The organism is Hydrogenoanaerobacterium sp. (assembly GCF_032017025.1).
In the GTDB taxonomy this organism is placed as follows: domain Bacteria; phylum Bacillota; class Clostridia; order Oscillospirales; family Ruminococcaceae; genus Hydrogenoanaerobacterium.
The window spans coordinates 98,940-106,104 of record NZ_DALZQO010000004.1 but is presented as its reverse complement, the minus strand read 5'-3'; the positions used below and the strand labels follow the sequence as shown (position 1 = coordinate 106,104).

The 7,165-nt window shown below is 45.1% G+C and carries 7 protein-coding genes; 3 read left to right on the top strand and 4 right to left on the bottom strand.

Translation table 11 applies throughout. From position 1 onward, the window contains the following. The first annotated feature begins 343 nt into the window (after positions 1-343). The 3 genes from RTV33_RS04365 to RTV33_RS04355 are packed head-to-tail and all read left to right on the top strand — an operon-like array spanning position 344 to position 4,363. On the top strand, positions 344-790 hold the full coding sequence (locus RTV33_RS04365; RefSeq protein WP_312641936.1) for a MarR family transcriptional regulator: 447 nt from the start codon (positions 344-346) through the stop codon (positions 788-790). Between the two features lie 11 nt (positions 791-801). After that, on the top strand, positions 802-2,544 hold the full coding sequence (locus RTV33_RS04360) for an ABC transporter ATP-binding protein (RefSeq protein ID WP_312641934.1): 1,743 nt from the start codon (positions 802-804) through the stop codon (positions 2,542-2,544). 1 nt (position 2,545) lies between these two features. Further along, positions 2,546-4,363, top strand: coding sequence for an ABC transporter ATP-binding protein (locus RTV33_RS04355; protein ID WP_396327217.1), 1,818 nt, complete (start codon positions 2,546-2,548; stop codon positions 4,361-4,363). A 110-nt stretch (positions 4,364-4,473) separates the two neighbouring features. Here RTV33_RS04355 and RTV33_RS04350 read toward each other — a convergent pair whose 3' ends face one another. From RTV33_RS04350 to RTV33_RS04335, 4 genes are read right to left on the bottom strand one after another with little or no spacing between them, the layout of a single operon-like run. Further along, positions 4,474-5,448, bottom strand: coding sequence for a hypothetical protein (locus RTV33_RS04350; RefSeq protein WP_312641930.1), 975 nt, complete (start codon positions 5,446-5,448; stop codon positions 4,474-4,476). Beyond that, a complete protein-coding gene (locus RTV33_RS04345) occupies positions 5,441-6,001 on the bottom strand; it encodes a hypothetical protein (RefSeq protein WP_312641928.1) in 561 nt (186 codons plus the stop codon). Before RTV33_RS04345 ends, RTV33_RS04350 begins: the two co-directional genes overlap by 8 nt. Further along, positions 5,988-6,458, bottom strand: a complete 471-nt coding sequence (locus tag RTV33_RS04340) for a hypothetical protein (RefSeq protein WP_312641926.1) — start codon at positions 6,456-6,458, stop codon at positions 5,988-5,990. The genes RTV33_RS04345 and RTV33_RS04340 overlap by 14 nt, the downstream gene beginning before the upstream one ends. After that, positions 6,455-6,961: an RNA polymerase sigma factor gene (locus RTV33_RS04335; RefSeq protein ID WP_312641924.1), complete on the bottom strand. Its 507-nt coding sequence runs from the start codon at positions 6,959-6,961 to the stop codon at positions 6,455-6,457. The genes RTV33_RS04340 and RTV33_RS04335 overlap by 4 nt, the downstream gene beginning before the upstream one ends. Positions 6,962-7,165: the final 204 nt, after the last annotated feature.

Below are 7,165 nucleotides of genomic sequence, written 5' to 3'. Positions count from 1 at the left end.
CGGTGGCGTTTTATAACGTCACCGCACTTCTCATTGGTAGAAGGAATTCTAAAACCGACCATAGTGCTTGTTGTTGCAGTTTTTCGCTTGGCGCTGTATAACTTGCAAAATATACCGGCTGCAATGCCTGCGTCTATTGTGCTCGGTGCATATCATCAAGAATCTCGCATAAAATAACTATGTCTTCGCAAAACCCGGTAGAGAACTAGACTCTATCGGGTTTTTTTAACTAAATTTTATTTATTATTAACAATTAGTTCATTGATTTTTTGGCTATATTGGAATATACTTAATAACGTTAATAATTAATGGTGTTAAGTATATTTGCAGGCAGGTGAAAAGTTTGAAATATGACCAGGGCAAGTTGGTGGAAGAAATGCTTACTACCTTTGCACAGATGAAAAGGCTCAGCCTTTCAAAAACTAGACGAACCGACTTGTTAAAGCATGGGGAACGGGCAGTTCTGTTCTGTGTTCAGGGCTCGAAAGAAAAGGAGATGAAATCGACTGATATTGCAACTGCGCTGGGGGTTGCGGCGCCTGGCATCACGCCTATCCTCAATCGTCTTGAGAAAAAAGGCTATATTAGGCGCAGCGCCGATTCGAAAGACCGACGCGTTATCATAATCTCTCTTACAGAGCCGGGCAAGCAGGCACTGGAGAAAACAATCGATGAACTGAAAGCAAATGTTACGGAGTTGACAGACTTTCTCGGCGAAACGGACAGCATGGAGCTATTACGTATCACCAACAGATTACTGCAATTCTACAATTCAAAAACCAATGACTAAGGAGGACCCCTATGCGTACCGTTTTCAAAGAACTAAAGTCTTTTAAAATAGCGGTGCTTGGCGTTGTTATACTCACATTTTGTGGCGTTTTGGCAGATCTTCAGCTGCCAAACCTGTTATCGAATATTATCAACAAGGGCATTGTTACAGGCGATAATCCATACATCATCCGAATCGGGCTTATGATGATTGCGTTTGCAGTTCTCAGTGCTATCTGCAACCTAATTAACGGTTTTCTTTCCTCGCGCATATCCACCGGGCTTGGGCGCAACCTGCGCCGCAAGGTATTTGTAAAGGTAGAAAGCTTTTCTTTGCATGAGTTTGATCAGATTGGTACGGCGTCGCTCATTACGCGTACCACCAACGACATTACACAAGTACAAACCTTTATGATGATGTTTATGCGGATTGTGCTGCAAGCCCCTGTCATGGCCATAGGCGGTATTTTTATGGCGGTCAGCAAAAATGCAGGGCTTTCGGCAATCATCTTTGCATCTATTTTGGTTCTGGTAACCGTAGTGGTGGTAGTGGCCAGCAAGGCAATGCCGCTTTCGAAATCGATGCAGAAAAAGCTCGACACCATCAACCGTGTATTGCGCGAAAAGCTTACCGGTATCCGTGTTATTCGTGCGTTTAACACCGACGAGCACGAGCATAAACGGTTTGATGCTGCAAATATTGACCTTACCGCAACAGCAATGAAAATGCAGCGGATTATGACCGCCATGATGCCCGCGGTAATGCTTATAATGAATGCGACTACCATTGCTATCGTCGCCATTGGCGCAAAGTGGGTAGGGCAGGGAACTCTGCTCGACGGCGATGTCGTTGCTGTTATTCAATATGTTATGCAGATTATGATGTCTCTTACCATGCTCTCTATGATTTTTGTCATGCTGCCCAGAGCCTCTGCTTCTGCAGACCGTATCAACGAAGTGCTGAACATGGAGCTCTCGATACAAAACCCAGAGCAACCTGCTCAGGACAGCGGCAAGAAGGGATATGTGGAGTTTAAAGATGTCAGCTTTAGCTTTGATCATGCCGAGGAGGCGGCGCTTTCACACATTACATTTTCAGCAAAGCCGGGTGAAACTACCGCGATTATCGGTAGCACCGGCAGCGGAAAAACAACACTGGTCAACCTGATCCCTCGCCTTTATGATGCAACCGAGGGCCAGGTGCTGGTAGATGGAATTGATGTGCGTGAATATGACCAGACGGTTCTGCGCGATAAAATCGGCTATGTGCCGCAAAAAGCAGTGCTGTTTACTGGCTCTATCGCCGAAAACATTCGCTACGGAGATGAAAATGCGACTTCAGATGATTTGAAGAAAGCCGCGGAAATCGCACAAGCGTGGGATTTTATCAGCGAAAAGCCGCATAAGCTTGACGAACATATTGCACAGGGCGGCACCAATGTTTCCGGCGGACAAAAGCAGCGTCTTGCTATTGCGCGTGCAATTGCAAAAAGGCCTGAAATTTATATTTTTGACGACAGCTTTTCTGCATTGGATTTTAAAACCGATGCACAGCTAAGAAAATCGCTAAAGCCCGAAACCAAAGAGGCGACGGTCATCATCGTGGCACAGCGTGTTAGCACGATTATGGATGCAGACCGCATTTTGGTGCTAGATGAAGGCAGTATTGCAGGGGAAGGTACACACCGAGAGTTGCTGAAAACCTGTGATGTTTACAAAGAAATTGTATCTTCGCAGCTTTCTGCTGAGGAGATTGAGAAAGGGGGCAATGCCTGATATGGGACCTATGGGACATGGTAAAAACGTATCTGACGCCAAGATGAAAGATATGAAAGGCACCTATAAACGCCTTTTTGGATATATCGGAAAATACAAGAAAGGCTTTATTTTTGTTGTTATTTTTGCAATTCTTTCCACAGTGGCAACTGTACTTGCACCATTGGTGCTGGGGCTTACCACGAACGAGCTGCACCGCGGTCTTATCGATGCCGCAAACGGCGGCGCAGGAATCAACTTTGAGCTGCTGAAAAAGATTTTGATTACACTAGGCGCCCTGTATGTCTGCTCGGCGGTATTTAAATATTTTGAGCAGTATATTATGGCAGGTGTTTCCCAAAAAACAATGTATTCATTGCGTAAAGCTGTGGATGAAAAAATAAGCAAACTGCCGCTCAACTATTTTGATACCCGTACCTTCGGCGATGTACTCAGCCGCGTTACAAACGATGTCGACACGGTACAGCAGTCGTTGCAGCAGGGTATCACACAGATTATTACCTCCGCCACCACTATTGTGGGTATCTTTATTATGATGATCACCATCAGCCCAGTGCTTACCGGTATTGCACTGTGTACTTTACCGTTCTCGTTTCTCATTTCGATCGGGGTGGTAAAAAAATCACAGGGCTTGTTCCGCGGTCAACAAAAGGCAATTGGTGACATCAACGGCCATATTGAAGAAATGTACACCGGTCACAATGTAATCAAAGTATTCAACCGTGAGGATGAGGTAATCGAAAAATTTGATGAGATCAACGATCGTTTGTATCATTACGGCTGGAAAGCTCAGTTTATGTCCAGTGTGATGATGCCCTGTATCAGCCTCATCGGAAACATCGGCTATGCGCTCATTGCCATTATCGGCGGCCTAGCAGTTATTTCCGGCCGTATGTACGTCGGCAGTATTCAGTCGTTTATTCAGTATATGCGTCAGTTTACAATGCCCATTGTGCAAACCTCGCAAATTATGAACCTGCTGCAATCCACTGGTGCGGCCGCAGAACGCATTTTCGAGCTGCTCGATGAAGCAGAAGAGATCCCTGAAAAAGAATCTGCATCCAAAATTGCCGAGGTACACGGGAACGTGGATTTCTCTCATGTGAGATTCGGCTATAACCCTGAAAGCCCCCTAATTCATGACCTTAACATTCATGTAAAAAGCGGCGAACAGGTGGCAATCGTCGGCCCCACAGGTGCAGGCAAAACCACCATCGTCAACCTGCTCATGCGTTTTTATGATATTAACGGGGGCAGCATTAAAATTGACGGCGTGGATATTATGGATATGAAACGCTCAGATTTACGCGACCTGTTTGGCATGGTTTTACAAGATACATGGCTGTTCAAAGGGACAATTCGAGAGAATATTGAATACGGCAGGTTGGGCGCTAGCTTTGATGAGATTGAGGCGGCAGCAAAATCTGCCCATGCCCACAAATTTATTATGCAGCTACCCGATGGTTACGACTTTGTACTCAACGAAGATGCATCCAATATTTCGCAGGGTCAGCGCCAGCTGCTTACCATTGCTCGCGCAATTCTCTCTGAGCCTAAGATTCTCATACTGGATGAGGCGACAAGCTCAGTCGATACCCGTACCGAACAGCGTATTCAGCGCGGTATGAAAAACCTGATGAAGGGGAGAACCAGCTTTGTAATTGCACACAGGCTCTCCACCATCAAAGATGCTAATATGATTATGGTGCTTCGCGACGGCGATATTGTCGAAATAGGCACACACGATGAGCTGATTGCACAGAATGGTTTTTACGCTCAGCTTTACAATAGCCAGTTTGCAAGCAACAATGTTGCATAATATTGTTATAACCCTAAACACAAAGAACCCGTCAGCGTAATGCTGACGGGTTCTTTGTGTTTAGGGTTATTGTATATCAACGCCTGCCAAGGCGATTGAGCCCACAGATTTTATGCGGCATTTGCCTGTTGTTCTTCAAATGCTTGGCGCTCGGCAGCAAGCTCTTCTCGTTGTTGTTCCAGCTCTGCGCGCTGCTGCTCTAGCTCAGAATTCATTTCTTCACTCTCAGTTTCCAGCTGTGCCTGGGTCGATTCCCATGCAAGCTCCTCTGTGTTATCCCCCACAAGCTGAGCCAGTTTTTCGGCGTCCAAAGCCGCTTCAAACTTATCATCGATATTCAGGTAGTATTGAACTCCTTCATCCGCGCTGTATCTAAATCTGATATTACGAAAAGGAATTCCCGCCGCGGTGAGTTTTTCCAAAACCTTTTTACAGTCCTGTGCAAACTGTGCTTTATCGGTGTAGCTGCCCATCAGCTGAATATCAAGCTCCACATAGTCCATCGGGCGTAAGTCCTGATAAGTAAGCTCTTGCTTGGAATTAAGAGGCCCCTCAAGGTGTACACGGGCCGATAAAGAAGAAACAGGGGTTCCGCTAAGTGCCTGAAAGCACATTGTCTCGATTTCAGAGCCAATACGGTATCCGCTCTCATAGCGGTGGGGGCCGTACTGCTCGTATAGAGGGGGAATTATAATAGCACTAACGCTTGCACAGATTAGCACGAAGCAGACGAATCCGCTTAAAAAGTCGTACTTCAGCTTATCTCCGCGATGAAAAAAGTGATTGATCAAAATTTCAATGCCGAGAAAAATCAATACAACAGGGGCAAGCTTTGCAATCGTAATAACATCAAGGCTTGGGTTAAAGAGTACGGCGATGGCTACTACGCCGGTAGCAATCAGCGCAAGCCCCATTGTCAAGGTGCCTACGCGCCGTACCTTTTGCGGCTGTACAGTATCTTTAAAAGAATAGTACGGTGCTTGTGGTTTAGCGCCCTGCTGCTGTGTACCGTCGGGGGCGGTGTCAGAGGTAGGCTCCGACTCGGGTATATGCTCGAACTGTTCGGTATCTAGTTCATTATTCATGATCTTTTCCTCCATATTCTACATAGTCCTCATCCTGCGGGGGGGCAAGACGCTTTTTATTGCCGCCAAATACCAGATGAATGCCCAGTGCAATGATTGCAACCGACACAATCAGCGTAGGAATGTTTCGAATCATTGCATGCAACCATGGTGCTACTTCATAGACCAAGTATAAATAAGGGCTGACAAAATTTTGGAACAGCATATAAATACCAAGTACAATGCAGATGCCTCCAACCAGCGAATGGCGTTTTTTTAGAATCTGCATCCAATCTTTTTTCAGCATATCGTCCAGATCGAACATAAACTTGTCCTCATAATTTAGGCGTTGTTCGTAGGTCATCCCCTTGATGTTAAAGGTATCGAAGAACGAATAGAACCAAATCACAGGCAGTACAATTGCGAAAAAAGGCATGTTTAGAAACCCGGAAACTGCGGTAATCATTGCAAAAGAAAGCATAATTGAAATTCCCTTTTTCATCATGCCAAGGTACATTTGCCCCGCCCCCGGAATAAACGCAAAAATAAAGGTTAAGAAGCTACTTTTTCTCATGATTCAAAACTCCCTTCAAGTCGAAGCTGGTAAAAAATTTATTAATCTCATCAGAAACGTTCTGTCCAAACTCAGCAGTTTTTTCGGTAAAATTCTCAGTCATTACAGTAAGTTTTTCAAAAGGCCTGTCGTCGCTGATTTGCATATCCACACGAAATGCACCACTCGTCCATAAGATCATAGTAAAGCATGCAGCAGCACCCGCTGCAACATATCGGTTTAAGAAGATTACCCGCGCCCGCTGCCTTATACGCTGCAGCACATTTGTTTTCAGCGGTTCCGGCGAAGAAAGCAGAGCGTCATCGCAGAGCAGGGCGGTGTAACGTTCGGTGCAGTGGTCGCAAAAGCTTAAATGCTCCGCAATTTCTAAACGTTCGAGCTCATCGGGTAGTTCATCGAGCAGATCATACAGCGCAATATCGGTTAAATGCCCGTCTTCATTAAAATACTCTTTCACGTCTGTCTTTCCTCCTTTATCAGCTGTTGCAGCAGTACCTTTGCACGGTAGATTTGCGTTTGCACCGTCTTTTTAGGTCTGCTTAGCAGCTGTGATATTTCTTCCACATTCTTTTCCTCAATAAAATACAGTACGGAGACCTTGAGGTACGGCTCCTTTAATGCCTCAATTTTATCCCGAATGTTCTGCTCGGTTTCGCTTGCAATATAAATTTGATCGGGAGTCTCTTTTACAGGGATGTCTGAAAACTGTTCATCTCCGCTGACGATTACTCTTCGCATATAAGCGCTTTTGAGATAATCCTTCGCTTTGTTGGTTGCGATTCTTGCGAGCCATGGCTTGTAGCTTTCCGGCGGGCAGCTATCAATGTGTTGATAGGCAGAGAAAAAAGTGTCTTGCGCAAGATTTTGTGCTTCATGGTAATCGCGCACCATCTGGTAACAGATGGTAAACACAAGCTTTTCGTAGCGTTCAATCAGCTGTGCAAATTCTTCATTTGTCATTGTTTGCTCGTGTTCACCACCTTCATACGTCGTACAGTTAATATAACGACGTGCAGAGCGTATAGTCTTCAAATTTTAAAAATATTTTACCCTATTTTTTATATTATAGCTTCTTTGTTGCCAAACAGGTAGTAGGAACTTAACGAACCATTCTTCAGAACGGGTGAATTAATTGCGGCAAAAGCAAGAAGCAGAGATTTACTC

Coding starts and splice junctions, on each gene's coding strand:
- RTV33_RS04360 (WP_312641934.1), top strand. CDS start 802: ATGCGTACCGTTTTCAAAGAACTAAAGTCTTTTAAAATAGCGGTGCTT.
- RTV33_RS04355 (WP_396327217.1), top strand. CDS start 2,546: ATGGGACCTATGGGACATGGTAAAAACGTATCTGACGCCAAGATGAAA.
- RTV33_RS04350 (WP_312641930.1), bottom strand. CDS start 5,448: ATGAATAATGAACTAGATACCGAACAGTTCGAGCATATACCCGAGTCG.
- RTV33_RS04345 (WP_312641928.1), bottom strand. CDS start 6,001: ATGAGAAAAAGTAGCTTCTTAACCTTTATTTTTGCGTTTATTCCGGGG.
- RTV33_RS04335 (WP_312641924.1), bottom strand. CDS start 6,961: ATGACAAATGAAGAATTTGCACAGCTGATTGAACGCTACGAAAAGCTT.